The following is a 15,424-nucleotide window of genomic DNA, read 5'->3' as shown; positions in this document are numbered from 1 at the left end:
CTACCACCAGATGTTTCTCATTTCAATGAACTGCTGCTGCGACCCGATATGTGAAACAGAATGTTTGGGAGGCAGGTACACGCCGTTCGGCTCAAGCACATACCCCTGCACTGTATCACGGATGAAGGTCGGCAGAACTTTGTTGATCAGGGCATTCTTGATTCGCCGGTCGTGAACCGGACAGATGATCTCAACGCGGCGCTTTAAGTTTCTTGACATCATGTCAGGGCTTCCGATGAACACCAGTTCATCGCCGTCATTTCTGAAGTAAAATATTCTGCTGTGTTCAAGGAACCTGCCGACAACCGAAGTCACCCTGATATTTTCCGAAAGACCCGGAACGCCGGGCCTGAGCATACAGATACCGCGAACAATCAGATCAATTTTCACGCCGGCATCCGACGCCTCATACAAAGCATTGATGATAGGACGGTGTGTCAGCGAGTTGGTCTTCAGCACAATGTATCCGCGACTGCCGGATTTGTGATGAGCGGTCTCCTGCCTGATGAGGGAGAGCAGTTCATCCTCCATAAAGTCGGGGCTGACGATCAGCTGCTTGTACTCAGGCTTCTTCTCATCACCTGCAAGGTAGGAGAAAAGCGTAGACAGATCCCGGCAGATTCTCGAATCAGCAGTGAAGAGCGAGATGTCAGAGTAGATCTTTGCGGTCTTTGCATTGTAGTTGCCGGTCGAAACAGTAGCATACCGAACCGGTTTGTCATCTTCAAGACGGGTAACCAGGCAGCACTTGGCATGAACCTTCAGATCAGGGAGTCCGTGAATCACCGAGACTCCGTTGTCTGTAAGCGTGGTTGCCCACTGGAAATTTTCCTCTTCATCAAAACTTGCTTTGAGTTCAATAACAGCGGTCACATCCTTGCCGTTCCTCGCAGCAGCTATCAGAGCATCAACAACCGGAGACTCAGAGCCGAGCCGGTAAAGAGTCATCTGAATTTTCTGAACCGTGGAATCATTTGCCGCAGCATTCAGGAAGTTTGTCAGCCCTTCAAAGCTGTCGTACGGAGTGAACAGCATGATGTCGCGGTCCGCAAGCTGGGAAAAGATCTTCTTTGTGTCAGCCAGACCGGCCGGCAGCGAGGGTTCGTATACCGGAAACTTCAGTTCAGGTCGCGTGACCGGGAACGCTTTCAGGTCTGCAAGACCGATGGGAGACGGAACATCATACACCAGTTCAGGAATGAGTGACAGAGCGTCCACGAGATGGGTGGTGTATCCGAAAGGCAGCCACTGTTCGGTTTCAAGACGCGACGGCAGTTTTTTCGCAAGAGTTTCGGGAGCAGATTTGATTGCTGAGATCAGATCATCTGCGTCATCGCCTTTCAGGTTCAGATCAGAGTCGCGGGTAATGCGGATGGGAACAACAGCACTCGTCGACTCTCCGGGCAGGAAGAGATCAGAGTTTTTGCGCAGAACATCCTCGCGGAAGAGATAGGAGACTTTTCGTTTTCCAACGGTTGCAAACCGCCCGTGTTTGTCTAAAATATCCTGAACCGGAATTACTGCAAGACCTTTGTCAGACTTTGCGAGAAGTCCCATGCCTTTGAGGTAATCGTTCTGCTCAATGTCCTGAAACCGGTCGCCACGAATAATATTAACCGGCGTTTCGGCAAGGATTGCAGAGAGTTCTTTTCTGAGCTGATGCTTTTCTGACTCGCTGCACTTGGCATATTTTTGAAAGACAATTCCCTCTTTTTCCAGCTCAGGCTTCAGCTCCTTTGCCCAGACCCAGGAGGCGATTCTCATCATGAAGATGGTTCGGTCATAGATCATCTCAAGCTGGGTGCGGCTGCCGACCACCTCTTCGTACTCATCACTCTGCCGGGTTGCGCCGCGCTGGTATGCAGGAACACGCACCATGAAGAACTCGTCAAGGTTGCCTGCAACGATACCGAGGAATCCCACCCGTTCGAGCAGAGGGTTACGGATACTGCGGGCTTCTTCAAGGATGCGCTCGTTGAACTTCAGCCAGGACAGCTCGCGGTTAAAGTATCTGCCGCAGTCATCGCAGAGAGCCGTTTTTTCAACGAGGGACTTGGAATTTTTTTCTTCCTTCTGTTTTTTCTTGTGTTTCTTGCCCATGGTGGTTTCCGGCCTGAATAAAGAAACTATGGTATTCTGAGATACTTAGTTATTTAGTTCGCTACAGATTAGTATGCAGAATGGATTCAACGGCTCTGACAGCTGCAGCGCTTGACCGGCTGAGAAATGTCCGGCTGTATGCCGAGACCTACGGCTGTACTTACAATGCCGGCGATACGGAAAAGATCATTGAGATAGCCAAGGCTCAGGGCTGCACGGTTGTGGATACTGCGGAGGACGCGGACGCAGTTTTGATCAACACCTGCATTGTGGTGGATAAAACAGAGAAGCATATGTATGAACGCATGAGTCTGTTTGCCGGAAAAATTCTGATTGTTACCGGATGTCTGCCGGGAATTTCCATTGAACGGGTGCTTGCAGCATGTCCTGATGCAGGAATTATTGATCCAGATCTGATTCATTCCTGTTACCGTGAAGTTGGAACCGTGAGCTCGGGCGATCATGCAGTTCTTCAGATTGCCAGAGGCTGTAACGGCCACTGCACCTACTGTATCACGAGACTTGCACGAGGGAAACTGGTAAGTTTTTCTGAAGAAGATATTGTGGCTCAGGCTGAGCGGTTTGTGGAAGCAGGGGTTGCAGAGATTCAGCTGACCGCTCAGGATGTGAGCTCCTGGGGAATGGATATGACCTCAGGACGACGGCTGCCTGATCTGCTGCGGTCGCTCTGCAACATCCCGGGAGATTTTCATATCAGAGTAGGTATGGCAAATCCTGATACGCTTCTGCTAATTCTGGATGATTTTCTGGATGCATTAACTGACCCAAAGATCTTTTTGTTTCTGCATGTACCGGTGCAGTCAGGGTCTGACGCGATTTTGAAAACGATGGGGCGCCGCTACACGTCAGCTGCGTATGAGGAGATCTGCAGAAGGGCACGGGAGCGGTTCCCCGACATACGCATCTCAACTGATTACATTGCAGGATTTTCCGGAGAGACTGATGCGGACGGCAAGGCGTCGGTGGATCAGATTCTCAGCACAAAACCCGGCAAGGTGAACATTACGCGGTTCTCGGTGAGACCCGGAACGCCGGCGGCAAAGATGAAAAAACTGCCTGAGCCGATAAAAAAGGAGCGGTCACGGGCACTGACGAACGCGGCAAATCAGGTGTATGATGCAAACAACGAGGCCTGGATTGGTAGAACGGTCGAGGCGGTAGTAACTGAAGTTGTGCGGGCGGGAAGTGTTACGGCCCGCGACAGGACGTATCAGAATATTGTGGTGATGCAGGAAATTCCGATTGGAACAAAAATACGGGTGGAGATCACCGGACATCGCCGGCATTATTTGCTTGGAAGGCTCGCATCTGAATAGTGCATGTCCTCCATCTCGTCAAGATAGGGAAGCAGGGCTTTGAGGTACGTCCTCGGGCCGACAGCGGTCTGAATGGAACCGGTGCCGAGTATTTCTGCATGCAGCGGTTCTTCAGCAAACATCTCTTCTATTTTTGCATTGGGTCCTGCGATCTGACGCATCTGTTTCTGCATGACTTTGAACCATTCTTCAATCTCCATTACCGGCCGGAAATCAGGATCAACCAGCCGGTACTTCTGCAGGTCAGCGGCAAGGTCTGAAGTTTTGGCAATCTCTTCATCCATATAGAGATAGACGTTGATGTGTTCTGTCTGCCGCAGATCACGAAGCACAAGGACATCAATGCGTTCTCCGACATTGGGAAGCTGTGTCATCTGCTGTATTAGTATTGAGGCAAATGACTTTATTGTTGCGGGTCAATGAATCACTATGCGAATCAAATTTACAGATATTCACGAGGGCAGCGATACCGGAGCCGGTGTCGAAGGCCGTAAATCCAAAATCAAGTCCGCGAAGGTGGGCGAGACAGAAGAGTCGAAGAAAAAAACCCTCGGTGGCCAGATCAAAGTGATTGAGGGTGAAGGCATTCCGGGCAAAGCTAACCGGAACTAAATTATCGCAATATCTGAAGGATTATCCACAATAATTTCTTTTTTTCCTGAATACGTTTCGGTAATGCCGCGCAGTGTTATATTGTCACCGACAAGCAGGGTGAGCTTTGATCCGCCGCCGGGAACAAACACATCAGTTCCTGATACATTGAGAATCATATGACCGCCGGTCTTCGTAAAAGTGATATCCAGAACAACACCAGTGTGCGTTACCAGCATGCCGTCCGGCATGTCAGCTGAGTACGCTACTGCCCCGCCGTCCGGTACAAGAAGAACTGTTCCAAAATGAAACGCCGAAAGAAGAAGTGCCACTACGGTAAGAAGAAAAATTGCCTGACGTTCCGGCTGAGTCAGCATGTCTATTTTCAATATATGGATGCTGACATACTTGTATGTTGCTGCACTTGACACCATGGATAACTATATATCTGCAGAAGTCGATTGTTCGTTATGACTAAAACAGAACTCCCCAAGTCATCGATCAAAGTACTCACAGTGCTTGATCCGTACAACTCTCTGACACACAAGGAAATAGCCCAATTAACGGGATTATCTCCGAGAACAATCCGCTACGCACTGAAAAAGCTGAAGGATCACGACATGCTCGTCGAGAAGTTCAACTTCCGTGATGCACGGCAGATTCTCTACTCAACCAAGATTCCGGCTGCTCCCACGCAGGCAACGGTATAATCAGCGGATTGAGAGAAAAACACCAGAAATTTTCTTTTTTTCAAAAATTCCAAAATATAAAAATTAACCTGCGCATTCCACTCAGATTCATCATTCACCGCCCTTAGTATCATAAAAGAACAATCAGCGCTGAAATTTTGGCACAATTTTTCATTGTTCGTATTGATACGAACGAAATAGGAAATTTATTTATACTTAGAAGACAATTGTTCTGTATGCAAAGAACAAATTTGCCCCAATCGTGTATCACGATTTACCATCTCCTGGAAAGGACTGGATCCCAGACCCACAAGGATATCGTTGCGGGCACCGGACTTGCTCCGCGTACCGTTCGATATGCTTTAAAGCGCCTGAAGGAACAAGGCCTTATCATCGAGAAGTTCAACTTCCGTGATGCCAGACAGGCAATTTATCAGCCAAAGCTTGCCACCGGCACCATGCCGGCATCAGCATAAGTTGCCTGTGAAAAGATCACAGAATACAAAATCAACTTTTTTTTTCACTTTCGTTTCAGTCGCCAAATAACAAACAGTAACACAATGATAAGGACAACTACGGCGTAACGTAAATCAACACCCCCGGGAGCGTTGATCTGGAATTCACCGGAAACACCACCCCAGTCAAACTCAAAAACATCTGAAAAATATCTGGCTGCATCTTCATTTTCGATGATAATTCCAGATTCCCTGTTATTATTTGGTGAGTTATAGTTCCAGTTAACAGAACTCACCAATACGTATTTCATATCAACTATCATCCCCTTATTGTGAAGCTTGGTGATGGACTTCCCGGGAAACATCAGACGTGCCTCCGCAGAAATCGCATCGTTTTGGGAAAGACGATTGATTTGTGCAACAATCTCATCATTGTCGGACTCTGCGTCCGTATTATAGTACATGCCGTCAAGCATCACCTGCACCACAATGCCGCGACCCCCCGCATCAAGCACCAAATCAAGCCAAATATTGCGCGCGCCATTTGGGTACGGAGAGATATAGGCCTGCTGAAGAACAATTTTTTCCCGGGAATCATGGATAAGATCAGGAATAAGATGGCTGGTATCAGGAGAAATGACCGGTGTCACCAGAACGTTTTCAATGGTGCGCGCAGGAAAATGAACCACAATCTCCTCATCAGACCATGAAGCAGGGAACGGATCAGAGGTTGGAACATACGGATAGATATCATATCCGCCAAGATCCGCAGAAAACACACTGCCAAAATATTTCGCCACATCCGCACTGTAGACAGCAGCGCCCCACCCCCGGTTGCCGCGGGTTCCGGGCAAAGGGATGCCGGTCGGTTTGAAGTTTTCAGAGAGAACAATCGTAACAAAATCATCTGAAACAAAATATTTTGTGTGCAGATACCGGTATCTGGCAGGTTTTGCATCAGTGCTCTCAATCGTGTAGACCGACACCCCGGAGTTCACCAGATAATTCAGCACTCCTTTTTCCTCGGAACTCATCCCTCCAACAGGCCCTCCTTCGACAAGCAGGGTCACATTCACCCCGCGAAAAGCAGCGTCAGCAACAGACTCGGCAAGTTCAGGATGCGTAAACTCGTACATGGAGATGAACATCTCAGACTGCGTGTCTGTTATGACCCCGTTCACCACCTCAAACGAAGAGTCAGGAGACACAAACAGCGTGACCGAGTCGGCAACAAAAGTCCTCGGAAGAACACTGCTTTGACCGATACGCATCACGCGTTCATCCCAGATGCCATTGGAAAAAACATGAATCATTCCGTTTTTGGAAGAGAAATCCCCTGGCCACGCAACAGACTGAACAGGTTTATCCAAAAAGAGCAGAGTAACATCATCCTTGGTGTTTGCCATCTGAAAACGGCCGGTGGAAACAGCGTCAGGAACAAAATCAAACGTGGACAAGACCTCATAGTCAGGATAAGCGCCATGAGTCTCGTAGTATGCGGCAGCCTCGCGTGCCACAATCAGCGGATCGGATGATGACGTTCCGGCAGGAAACCGAACCGACCCTTCACCATCAGTTACCACCCATCCGTCAAGGCCTCCGGTCCCAGACAGAACAAAATACTCATCACCATCACCTTTCGCATATCCGTCAGGACATATTTCGGTGATGAGAAACCCTGCGGAGACGGAAGGGATGACGAGACACAAAAGAACAAGAACTGCTGCCGCCGGCCATGATCCCATACTGGTTTTTGTGTCATGAGACAGATTAATAGTATTGCAGATATGACCGGCGGAGTTGTGATAAAAATCGGCGGCAGTCTCATGGACGTCGCAGGGGACGTTCTGCATGAACTTGCAGAAGCAAAAACGCCCGCACTGATCATCCCGGGCGGAGGAGTGTTTGCCAATGATGTCAGAGATCTCGGTATTGACGGAGACGCAGGCCACTGGATGGCAGTTGCTGCGATGGATCAATACGGCTGGTACTTGTCAGACTTTGGTCTGAAAACAACAGATATTTGTGCCATGCCAAAAGACGGCGCGGAAATTTTTCTTCCCTACACATTTCTTCGTGCATGCGACCCCCTGCCGCACTCCTGGGACATAACATCCGACTCAATCTCTGCATGGATTGCAGGGCAGCTTGGCTGCCGGCTGATTCTTCTCAAGTCAGTGGACGGAGTCGTTGTACATGGAGAGCTTCTGCCAAAATTCCCGCCCGATACAGACACAGATGTCATTGATCCCTGCTGCATACAGATTCTGAAAAAATACCATACAAAGGCAGTAATACTCAACGGACGAAGGCCAGGACGTCTTGGACGGTATCTGTCCGGAGAGGATGTGCCGGGAACACGACTGCCGTGATCAGAGTGGTGAAGGCCACACGTTTATAATTGTAGGGAACTAATAATTTAGAGAGTTTGATCGAATGGCAGCTACGAAATGTACGTCATGTAATGCCCCGCTCGCTGAGCGCGGCGCAACCGAGTTTAAGTGCCCGGACTGTGGAGAAGTAATTTACCGCTGCGCATACTGCCGCAAGCAGAGCGTAAAATACACCTGTCCGAAATGCGGATTCCAGGGACCGTAAGTGAATAATATGGGCGAAGTTGCAGTAATCATCAAAGTCATGCCGGAGTCCCCGGACGTTGACATGGAAAAGCTTCAGGCCGACATTAAGGCAAAGATCACCGGCATTCAGGATATGAGAGTGGAACCGATTGGATTCGGTCTTTCCGCAATCAAGCTCATGGTGATCACTGAGGATGAGGAAGGCTCCGGCGACAAGATCGAAGGTATGTTTGCAGGCATTGCAGGCATCGATCGTGCAGAGATTGAATCTCTGAACCGGCTGCTCTAAATACTTTTTTTTCTTTTCATTGCAAATTTGGCTGCTTATTTGTACTTTCATGTAAGTTTTGCCGACCACGGAACATCTGAACACACGGAGTTTCACGAAAAAAAAACATCACGGAGCAGACGTGAACATCACAGAATTAAAAAACAATTCATTTTCAGGATGCCTTTTCGTGTGTTCCTGCAAAGCAGTAAGCAAACCGAATACATGCACTCCGCTTTTCCGTTGACGAAGCTACGACTAACGTTAGCTGCAGGTAAACGAATTTGTGGGCAAATACCCGTAAAACAGAATAATGAATTGTTATGCATTCCCTGATGACTCAGCATCAAGAGTGGCATAGATTCGCTCGGTCAGTTCCTTAATCACCTTCACCGACTCGCTGAACAGAGTAGTCTCTGTCGGAGACAGGCGGACGGCAATAGGAAAGACGCCACCGCGAGTAATTCTCGTCGGAACACTGATGCAGACGCCGTCATACCCGAAAATTTCGCGCCTGATCTGGGTTGAAACGGTCAGCATGCGGTTCTCATCCTCAACAATCGTTCTGACAAGCGTAGCAATTGCATCACCAGGACCGAAAACAGTCGCACCCTTTGCTTTGATGATGTAGGACCCGCTGTTTTTCACCCGCTCAATCATCTCATCACGCGGTAGTTTAGCAATACCAATCATGTTATCGATCTGGATACCGCCAACAGTCGTTGCCGACCACATGGGAACCATCGTATCACCATGCTCGCCAATAATACGAGTGTGAACCTCGCTCACATGCACATTAAAGAACTCGGCAAGGCAGGCTTTCAGACGCATTGAATCCAGATGCGTACCAAGACCAAATACACGGTGCGGCATCATACCGGAATATTTCAGGGCAACAGATGTCATAATATCCACCGGATTTGTCACCACAAGAAGTATAGCATCAGGAGCCATGCGGCCAACCTGTTCGGCAAAGTGGCGCACAATCTTCGCATTCTCCAGTGCAAGATCCAGTCTCGTCTGATCCGGTTTCCTTGGAACACCCGACGTTAAAACAACAATATCAGAGCCGCGCAGCTCTTTGGGATTTGTTCCAAACGTAACCCTTGTGTTGGTCCCTCGTGCGGCAAACGAATCCATCATATCATGCGCAAGGCCGTCGAGATACTGTTCATTTCCAGGTCTGCCGTACAAGCACATTTCCTGAACATGCGGAAACTGGGATACAGCGTGGGCTGCATATGAACCAACCTGACCGGTTGCACCAATGATAGTCACTTTTGCCGTAAAGAAACACCTCGTAAAAGTAAAGAGATGGGACATGTTATCGGTTGAAAGCGCATATCCAGCCTCTCTGACATACCCCTTCTCCGCCCCGCAACCCTGTGGGCGCCATGCGTTCACAGTAGGTCTGCTCCCTTCCGGGCCTGAACCGGTGCCCACGACGAGATGCCAGCACATCCCTCCGGATGTGCCCGTCATCGCCGCTGACCTCACAGGACGAGGTATCAACGTCAGAATATGTCGCGTCAGTTGGACTGCCACAGCCGTCCTCAAACTTCGTCCCCTGCATATTGGCTGTTTCAGGTTACAGGTGACGCCAAGCCACCCGGACTAGTCCCATATATAATGAGTCGCTCACCGGTTAAAATGATGTGGGATGTGATCTACTGAATCAAAAGTACAACACCGGAAAAAACGTGAAAATACATTCCTTGAAATGGGCCCGGAGGGGTTCGAACCCACGACCACCCGGTTATGAGCCGGGCGCTCCACCACTAAGCTACAGGCCCAATGCTATGGTAGTTAATACAGAAAATGGGAGTGCAGAAGAATCTGCTTCCCGAAAGAAATTTGTTCCCTTGCAGAAGAACATATCATATTTGGCATACGTATACTTAAACCTGTTCGTCGGAAGGGCGTTGCACCTTTATTCAGGTCTGCATCTTTAATCCCTATTTTGCACCTTTAATCACCAATCTGCACCTTTATTCGGCAATGGCAGATTTGCCTACAACAAACAACGAAAAAAGAAAGATCAATAGTCTACTCTTCTTTTGGGATCAAACGTAACAGTGTGTTGATAGTTTTCTGTTGCTCCATCACCAAGTCCTTCAACTCCTGCATGTTCTTTACTCCCAAAGCAACTTCAGTTACATTCTGATCAATGGATGTTATTCTATTCAGATATTCATTGTCAGTCGTCACTTTACCCTCGATGGAAACCCAATACCTCAACGCTCGGAGGATAATCGCGGTTCTATCTACCCCCTCTGCATCTTTTAGAGCATTTATCTTATCCAATAAATCTGTGGGAACACGGATACCGATCATTTCCACTTTTGCCATATATACATATAGCCATGTTACGGAGATTATCTTAGGTCAAACGATGTTTATTTAATGTTTAACAAACAACCATGTTTTGTATATCCATCGTTAGACATAATCCGACAATGATAATGATAGAGAGGCGATCATGCGCAAACTGAATATTTACGATGTTATTACGTGTGTGTTTGCCGTGATGGACTGATTCGTTACTGGAGGAATAAGAAATGATCATATGGTTCACACGACATTATGAGAGAATTCTTAGTGAAGATGTATCCCATCGTAACTGTACACATTGTCATAATAATGTGAATTACAAATTTATACGTCAACGCACTTGGTATTTTATTCTAGTTTTCTTCATAATTCCGATTTTTGTATTTCCCATTTCCACGAAATATAGAATCGATTGCCCCATTTGCCATGCTTACTATGAAGTTGGAAAATCCGATGTTAGACAGTGGTTAAAAGAACAAAAAGAGATTGAAAAAATTCTGAAAAATTGAGGTGCTTTACCATGGAATTATTTAAGAAAAAAGGAGAATTAACGAATGAAGAATTTTCTTACCTTATGGGGTATGAAAATCGTCTTGGACGTATTTGGGGATGTCTTATGACTATTGCTCTCGATGACAATCGCTTTGACTCTGAGTATCTTACGACTGTAGGTCTTGCTTATCTGGGTGGTTTTTACTGGGGTTTGTTATATCCCTGTGAAAAGTCATCACCGAGGGGAAGTGCTCAATGGCAGATGTTGGTCGAACGGTGTAAATCCTCTGCTGACTACATAGCAGGAAACGAATTGGAAATTAGATTACACTATGCTACCCTTCGCCTAAGTTCACCCCATAAAGAATCAGATGCAAATGAAGAACAGAGAATAATTGACAATATGGAGCGTTTAAAGGCTCTAACATCACATCTGAGAGAATCAGATATAGAGGAGAGTAAACAAAATGATAAATGTAATAAATAATATTATAAATTTAATAAATTGGGTAGTTTATTATGATGGGTTTTTTAAAGAAGAAACAAGAATTGACTACTGAAGAATACCTTTCCCTCATGGGGGATGAAATTCTTACTGGGCGAATTTGGACATTTATCATGAATCATGCTGTGCGAGAGAATCGTTTCGATGCTGTATATCTTGCACATATGGGTTTTGGTTATGTACATGGTTTTTGCGATGGTAGAGTATATCCCACCGAGGAGATGTCAACCACAGGATATGCTCAGTATCGCGCATTGAAGCAAAAATGTATAACTGATGCTTATTACATAGCCGGACACGAATCGGAAATTAGGGAACTCTATGATATGGGTTCAGACAAAGAGAAACGTATGGGAATATAAGTTGTGTGGATAATCATTTTTTTCTTATTTATGGGTTTGTGAATTTACGGACAATTTGGCTTAATGTGCAAAGTGATCACATTATGTACAAGGTCGGTGAGGATAGCTCAGGAAATCGAGGATGATCCGAATATGTAAAAAAGGTGTGTGGAAATATTATCAACGAAGAATAATGGATTAATAATAACCCTTTGTAATATGACCTGCTTCGTGCTGGATATTTTTTTTCTTAGCACCCACAATCCACTTATTAATGGTGTCCCTTACCGACATTTCATTATTTTCATCAAAGGGTTGTATTAAAACATATTTTCCAAGACGCTCATTATATTCATAACCACCTTCTGTATATTTTCCAGTTTTTGGATTCTTTTTAATAACCCACTTCATTCTATCATATTTTCGTGTTACTGTATCGTAATATGTCGTTTCAAATCGATGATATTTTGAAAATTCATCTTTTGTTAATTTACGAGTTAATTCTTCTGATGTCATAATTATTCAATACCAAAAACTAATATACATTTAAATATGTCGTGGACACAATAACTCACTTGAGCATATCATGTGTGCAAAACTTAGACAAATAACAGTGACATGGAAAAAACCTAGACCGATTCGTGACGTGATCGATGATCCCAATGCAATCCACATAGGATTATATTGTATTACTTCAAAAAAAGGAGAAAATGAGCGATTAATATATATTGGAAAATCTAGCGGAGGTAGTGGGATAAGAGGTAGATTGAAACGCCATTATGAGGAATGGATAGATGATCGTGGTGGTACTAAATATGTTAGGATGGGTATTGTTGAAACTATTAGTAAATGTGATATGAATGAAATAATTGATATGGCAGAAAGTATGCTAATATATGACAGTCGTCCCTCTAAAAATGAAAAGAAAAAAAACACATACAGTTATGTCAACGATTGCATTTTAGAAAATAGGAGTTATCATGGCAAATTATTTAAGAAAGTCATAGATTCGAGAAATCACAGCGACCCTGATTATCTTGAAAAACTCAAATGCAATAAACCTACTATCTCAAACAAACCTAAATCGCCAACGACGTCAAATAAGCCTAAATCATCAACAAAGACTAAGTCTTCTGATAACAAAACTAATTCAAGAAAATCAACACCAAACGAATCCGAAATGGTATTTTTTAATCCAGATTGGAATCCATTCTAATCTAAATTAGAAACTCGCACATTTTTTCATGTTGGTGTAAAGTCTAAATCATCCTCCTAAACCCATCATCTTCTTCCCCATACACCATTCTTCTCATCCGATCATCTACCACATCATCCCCAGGCTCATCGAGTAGAACTACTGTTACTCTTCTCCCAATCCATGATTTAGGAACATAAACACGCCCTGATGTGTTCGTTCCAGCTTTCACCATTTTTTCCACCATGGCATAACCGCTCAATTTTATTTCCGCTTTCTCTCTATTTGTCATATTTATCCCTACTTCCTTATGCTATTTAATAGCTATTAAATATATCCATCGTGGTTTTTGTCACAATATGATATTATAAATATGAATAGCTACATTATAGTTATTTGAGGGATATAAAATGTCCATTTCAATTACAATTGACCAATCGTATGAACGCTTACTCCGTATGAAGAAGGCCGCGCGCATGAAGGAAAAACTTCACCGTGAACAAATGAGGGAAGCAAACCAAATTGCACGAGAAAAACAGGCACAAGAAGAGAAGGCAAAGCATACCAATCCATCAAGAGAGCATGTGCGGCGTGATTGGGCTAGATACAATGAAGCAGAAGTCAGAGAACACCAACACGTCATCAAGGTTCTTTTACCAGAACTTTGTAAGGTTGGTGCGGAAAGAATGGGTGATTCATCCATTGATGCAGAATACATTCCACAGAAGACCGGAAGAGGAAGACCAAAACTGAAAAACGAAGACATCCTCTACTGTGCAATTCTGAAAGTGTATTCGAATCGTGCATCCAGATATTCCGCAGGTCTGATGGAGATGGTGGAAAATATGAGCATCATTAATCGTGCTCCGCACTTCAATGCCATCTCAAAATTCCTTAATAGGGAGGATGTGACGGTTCATCTGAGGGATATGTTGCGTTTGTCTGCTTTACCACTAAGCCCTCTTGAGACCAAGTTTGCAATCGATTCGTCAGGATTCAGAACGACTGCTTACAACTCATGGATGCCAGAAAAGCATCGTGTAAAGGTAAAAAATGTGTGGTTAAAGGCGCATATCGCAAGTGGTGTTCTGACCAATATCATCACCGATGCAAAAATTACTGATGGAAATGCATCAGATGTACTTGAGTTCAGAGAATTACTTGGAAATACTATGGAAATTTTTGATGCGGCTGAAGTGTATGCAGATAAGGGCTACATCGCACGCTATAATCTACAGTTTGCAGAGGATAGAGATATTGCGGCATTCATTCCATTTAGGAAAAGTGATAGAAGTCTTGCACGTGGTTCTCCGGCATGGTATCATGCCCATCAGAGGTTCACGGAAAATCCAGAGGAATTCTATTCCCACTATCATCTGAGATCAAATGTAGAAACTACATTTTCTTGTATAAAAGAGAAATTAGGGGAAACATTGAAGTCGAAAAATAAATGTGCCCAGATCAATGAGCTTTACTGTAAGCTGATTGCCTACAATCTCACTGTGGTAAACAAGGCTATGCTAATGTATGAGGTTCAACCTGATTTCTTATCGGTAAACTTGAGAGTCGAAAATGATTCAAATGCGGCTGAGGTTTGAACTTCTGTTTCTTTTTTTTTTGATTAGTGGAATAAAGGTGCAAAATTGATTTGCACTTTTATTCAGTATTTTGCACCTTTATTTTGAGGCTTGCACTAATATTCACTGTGAACTCAGATTAAAGGTGCAACGCCCGTCGGAAGATCATTGGACAGTTATTCTCAAATATCCCTCAATCGGCCGTGAAAAACACCGGCAGTACGCTGATCCAGACGCGTATCATTTCCTTTTCAGAAGCGATTCCAAGGGGTGAGTAGTCTTACAGGAATACACATTTTCAGAAAAATATCAGGAAAACACAAAAAAGCGCAAAACCGAAATCGCAATCATAGACAGCCGAAACGAATGCTGGCGCAGTTTCACAAAATGAGTACTGGTCTGCGGCAGAGAAATTTTGTTTTGGAGAAAACATGATTCCAAGTATTTTCAAAATAGTTTTTCGTACAGGTGCGTAATTTCCTTACAAAAAAAATCATAACAAACAAAACAAAAGAAGCGCCGCCAACAGGACTCGAACCTGTGACATGCTGGTTAACAGCCAGCCACTCTACCAACTGAGTTATGGCGGCAATCGAACACGTTTCGAGAGTATTTCTCACGTGTCTTGCCTAAATACATAGGTAACCCATTGTATTAAAGATTATGATTTGGAGATGGTTTTGTCCTGATGAAGAGCAGCAAGCTGCCGGATCAGAACCTCGAGCTCCTCATCAAAATGTTCAAGCATCTCATAGGCCTTCGGCGTTGCAACAGCACCCGAAGGAGTCGCCTTGATGTACTGCATCTGTTCAAGAACCCGCAGAGAATAGCGAATCCGGTGCTGGGGCTGGCTAAGTTCCTCAGTCAGTTTCATAATCCCAATCGGGCCATTTCGTGCAACAACACGCATAACCGACAGATGACGCTCAAGCAGCTCCACTTCTCCTTTGATTTTGCTCAGCAT

The 15,424-nt window shown here is 45.1% G+C and carries 20 protein-coding genes, 2 tRNA genes and 1 other RNA gene; 11 read left to right on the top strand and 12 right to left on the bottom strand.

Features of this window, described 5'->3' with window-relative positions; genetic code table 11:
* Positions 1–2,100: a polyphosphate kinase 1 gene (gene ppk1, locus McpAg1_RS08040; RefSeq protein ID WP_338094796.1), complete on the bottom strand. Its 2,100-nt coding sequence runs from the start codon at positions 2,098–2,100 to the stop codon at positions 1–3.
* 80 nt (positions 2,101–2,180) lie between these two features.
* Here ppk1 and McpAg1_RS08035 point away from each other — a divergent pair, with 80 nt between their 5' ends.
* Complete coding sequence (locus tag McpAg1_RS08035) at positions 2,181–3,437, top strand: tRNA (N(6)-L-threonylcarbamoyladenosine(37)-C(2))-methylthiotransferase (RefSeq protein ID WP_338094795.1); 1,257 nt, start codon at positions 2,181–2,183, stop codon at positions 3,435–3,437.
* On the opposite strand, the gene McpAg1_RS08030 is transcribed toward McpAg1_RS08035, so the two are convergent.
* The gene (locus tag McpAg1_RS08030) at positions 3,407–3,811 is read right to left on the bottom strand and encodes a hypothetical protein (protein WP_338094794.1); all 405 of its coding nucleotides are present in this window, start codon (positions 3,809–3,811) and stop codon (positions 3,407–3,409) included. The two genes, McpAg1_RS08035 and McpAg1_RS08030, sit on opposite strands and share 31 nt — an antisense overlap.
* Before the next feature lie 55 nt (positions 3,812–3,866).
* Here McpAg1_RS08030 and McpAg1_RS08025 point away from each other — a divergent pair, with 55 nt between their 5' ends.
* Positions 3,867–4,049, top strand: a complete 183-nt coding sequence (locus tag McpAg1_RS08025) for a hypothetical protein (RefSeq protein ID WP_338094793.1) — start codon at positions 3,867–3,869, stop codon at positions 4,047–4,049.
* Here the strand turns inward: McpAg1_RS08025 and McpAg1_RS08020 are convergent.
* Positions 4,046–4,462 (bottom strand): hypothetical protein, encoded by a 417-nt coding sequence (locus tag McpAg1_RS08020; RefSeq protein ID WP_338094792.1) that lies wholly within the window; start codon positions 4,460–4,462, stop codon positions 4,046–4,048. The two genes, McpAg1_RS08025 and McpAg1_RS08020, sit on opposite strands and share 4 nt — an antisense overlap.
* 36 nt (positions 4,463–4,498) lie before the next feature.
* Between McpAg1_RS08020 and McpAg1_RS08015 the strand changes: the two genes are divergently transcribed.
* Together McpAg1_RS08015 and McpAg1_RS08010 are read left to right on the top strand one after the other, a co-directional pair.
* Positions 4,499–4,738: a winged helix-turn-helix transcriptional regulator gene (locus tag McpAg1_RS08015; protein ID WP_338094791.1), complete on the top strand. Its 240-nt coding sequence runs from the start codon at positions 4,499–4,501 to the stop codon at positions 4,736–4,738.
* Positions 4,739–4,953: 215 nt separating this feature from the next.
* Positions 4,954–5,193 (top strand): winged helix-turn-helix transcriptional regulator, encoded by a 240-nt coding sequence (locus tag McpAg1_RS08010; RefSeq protein ID WP_338094790.1) that lies wholly within the window; start codon positions 4,954–4,956, stop codon positions 5,191–5,193.
* Between the two features lie 44 nt (positions 5,194–5,237).
* On the opposite strand, the gene McpAg1_RS08005 is transcribed toward McpAg1_RS08010, so the two are convergent.
* A complete protein-coding gene (locus tag McpAg1_RS08005) occupies positions 5,238–6,917 on the bottom strand; it encodes a phospholipase D-like domain-containing protein (protein ID WP_338094789.1) in 1,680 nt (559 codons plus the stop codon).
* Positions 6,918–6,932: 15 nt separating this feature from the next.
* Here McpAg1_RS08005 and McpAg1_RS08000 point away from each other — a divergent pair, with 15 nt between their 5' ends.
* From McpAg1_RS08000 to McpAg1_RS07990, 3 genes are all read left to right on the top strand, one after another.
* Positions 6,933–7,544 (top strand): amino acid kinase family protein, encoded by a 612-nt coding sequence (locus McpAg1_RS08000; RefSeq protein WP_338094788.1) that lies wholly within the window; start codon positions 6,933–6,935, stop codon positions 7,542–7,544.
* 64 nt (positions 7,545–7,608) lie between these two features.
* Positions 7,609–7,770 (top strand): HVO_2753 family zinc finger protein, encoded by a 162-nt coding sequence (locus tag McpAg1_RS07995; protein WP_338094787.1) that lies wholly within the window; start codon positions 7,609–7,611, stop codon positions 7,768–7,770.
* Between the two features lie 9 nt (positions 7,771–7,779).
* Entirely contained in the window at positions 7,780–8,040 is a 261-nt protein-coding gene (locus tag McpAg1_RS07990; RefSeq protein ID WP_338094786.1) for an elongation factor 1-beta, read from the top strand.
* Positions 8,041–8,340: 300 nt separating this feature from the next.
* Here McpAg1_RS07990 and McpAg1_RS07985 read toward each other — a convergent pair whose 3' ends face one another.
* The 4 genes from McpAg1_RS07985 to McpAg1_RS07970 all read right to left on the bottom strand — a co-directional run bounded on the left by McpAg1_RS07985 (position 8,341) and on the right by McpAg1_RS07970 (position 10,368).
* Positions 8,341–9,342, bottom strand: a complete 1,002-nt coding sequence (locus tag McpAg1_RS07985) for a malate dehydrogenase (RefSeq protein ID WP_338094785.1) — start codon at positions 9,340–9,342, stop codon at positions 8,341–8,343.
* Positions 9,333–9,644: signal recognition particle sRNA (ffs, locus tag McpAg1_RS07980), an RNA gene on the bottom strand. The genes McpAg1_RS07985 and ffs overlap by 10 nt, the downstream gene beginning before the upstream one ends.
* A 96-nt stretch (positions 9,645–9,740) precedes the next feature.
* Positions 9,741–9,812: transfer RNA gene (locus McpAg1_RS07975), tRNA-Ile, on the bottom strand.
* A 253-nt stretch (positions 9,813–10,065) separates the two neighbouring features.
* Positions 10,066–10,368 (bottom strand): ribbon-helix-helix domain-containing protein, encoded by a 303-nt coding sequence (locus McpAg1_RS07970; RefSeq protein WP_338094784.1) that lies wholly within the window; start codon positions 10,366–10,368, stop codon positions 10,066–10,068.
* A gap of 502 nt (positions 10,369–10,870) precedes the next feature.
* Between McpAg1_RS07970 and McpAg1_RS07965 the strand changes: the two genes are divergently transcribed.
* Positions 10,871–11,329: a hypothetical protein gene (locus McpAg1_RS07965; RefSeq protein ID WP_338094783.1), complete on the top strand. Its 459-nt coding sequence runs from the start codon at positions 10,871–10,873 to the stop codon at positions 11,327–11,329.
* A gap of 32 nt (positions 11,330–11,361) precedes the next feature.
* A complete protein-coding gene (locus McpAg1_RS07960) occupies positions 11,362–11,709 on the top strand; it encodes a hypothetical protein (protein ID WP_338094782.1) in 348 nt (115 codons plus the stop codon).
* A 177-nt stretch (positions 11,710–11,886) separates the two neighbouring features.
* Here McpAg1_RS07960 and McpAg1_RS07955 read toward each other — a convergent pair whose 3' ends face one another.
* Positions 11,887–12,204, bottom strand: coding sequence for a hypothetical protein (locus McpAg1_RS07955; RefSeq protein WP_338094781.1), 318 nt, complete (start codon positions 12,202–12,204; stop codon positions 11,887–11,889).
* A gap of 70 nt (positions 12,205–12,274) precedes the next feature.
* Here McpAg1_RS07955 and McpAg1_RS07950 point away from each other — a divergent pair, with 70 nt between their 5' ends.
* On the top strand, positions 12,275–12,904 hold the full coding sequence (locus McpAg1_RS07950) for a hypothetical protein (RefSeq protein ID WP_338094780.1): 630 nt from the start codon (positions 12,275–12,277) through the stop codon (positions 12,902–12,904).
* Positions 12,905–12,947: 43 nt separating this feature from the next.
* On the opposite strand, the gene McpAg1_RS07945 is transcribed toward McpAg1_RS07950, so the two are convergent.
* Complete coding sequence (locus tag McpAg1_RS07945; protein WP_338094779.1) at positions 12,948–13,175, bottom strand: DUF2080 family transposase-associated protein; 228 nt, start codon at positions 13,173–13,175, stop codon at positions 12,948–12,950.
* 184 nt (positions 13,176–13,359) lie between these two features.
* Between McpAg1_RS07945 and McpAg1_RS07940 the strand changes: the two genes are divergently transcribed.
* Positions 13,360–14,481 (top strand): transposase, encoded by a 1,122-nt coding sequence (locus McpAg1_RS07940; RefSeq protein ID WP_338094778.1) that lies wholly within the window; start codon positions 13,360–13,362, stop codon positions 14,479–14,481.
* A gap of 496 nt (positions 14,482–14,977) precedes the next feature.
* On the opposite strand, the gene McpAg1_RS07935 is transcribed toward McpAg1_RS07940, so the two are convergent.
* Together McpAg1_RS07935 and McpAg1_RS07930 are read right to left on the bottom strand one after the other, a co-directional pair.
* Positions 14,978–15,050 (bottom strand) — tRNA-Asn (locus tag McpAg1_RS07935).
* Positions 15,051–15,121: 71 nt separating this feature from the next.
* Entirely contained in the window at positions 15,122–15,424 is a 303-nt protein-coding gene (locus McpAg1_RS07930) for a hypothetical protein (protein ID WP_338094777.1), read from the bottom strand.

The organism is Methanorbis furvi (assembly GCF_032714615.1).
Classification (GTDB): domain Archaea; phylum Halobacteriota; class Methanomicrobia; order Methanomicrobiales; family Methanocorpusculaceae; genus Methanocorpusculum; species Methanocorpusculum furvi.
The sequence above is the reverse complement of the archived record's forward strand: the minus strand, read 5'-3'. Positions and strand labels throughout refer to the sequence as shown.